Annotated in this window: 1 pseudogene; it reads left to right on the forward strand. The window is 72.5% G+C overall.

What is annotated here, in order from left to right:
* Positions 1-546: pseudogene (locus CCN39_RS51995) on the forward strand (hypothetical protein); the annotation flags it as partial.
* Positions 547-615: the final 69 nt, after the last annotated feature.

A 615-nucleotide genomic window follows, 5' to 3' on the forward strand; every position in this document is an offset into this window, starting at 1 on the left:
GGCGACGGCGATCGCGTCGGTTCGCTGTTCGCGGCCCTGGTCATCGCCCGGCTGCCGCTGACGCTGATCGGGCCGGTGCAGTCCTTGGCGGTCCCGTTCGTCGTCCGGCTGTCGGTGACTCCGGAGGGACGCCACCGGTTGCGTCGCGTGCTGGCCCTCGGCGCGGCGGCTTCGCTGGTCCTGGCGGCTTTGGGTGCGCTGGTGGGGCTGTGGCTGGGGCCGTGGGCGGTCCGGTTCGTCAGCGGCCCGGGGTACGACATCGACGGCTGGTCGGTGGCGGGACTGGTGTGGTCATCGGTGCTGCTGGTGCCGATGCAGCTGCTCACGGCGGTGCTCGTGGCTCGCACGCAGGCGAAGCTGGTGCTGGCGACGTGGGCCGTGGTCACGGGTACGGCATCGCTGGTGTTGCTGTTCCTGCCGGGAGACACGGTGTTCCGCGCGGTGGTCGCGCTGGCGGTGGCACCGACGCTGGGGCTGGCGGTGGTGCTCGCCTTCGTGCTGCGGCGGGCGCCGGAGCCGGTCGAGTCCGGCTCGGAAGCCGCCTGAAAGCCTGCCCCGCCAGGATCCACCTGCCAGGCCCCCGGCCAGGACCTGGCGCTTATACACATCTGACGC

Source organism: Amycolatopsis kentuckyensis (genome assembly GCF_002155975.1).
GTDB classification, from domain to species: Bacteria; Actinomycetota; Actinomycetes; order Mycobacteriales; family Pseudonocardiaceae; genus Amycolatopsis; species Amycolatopsis kentuckyensis.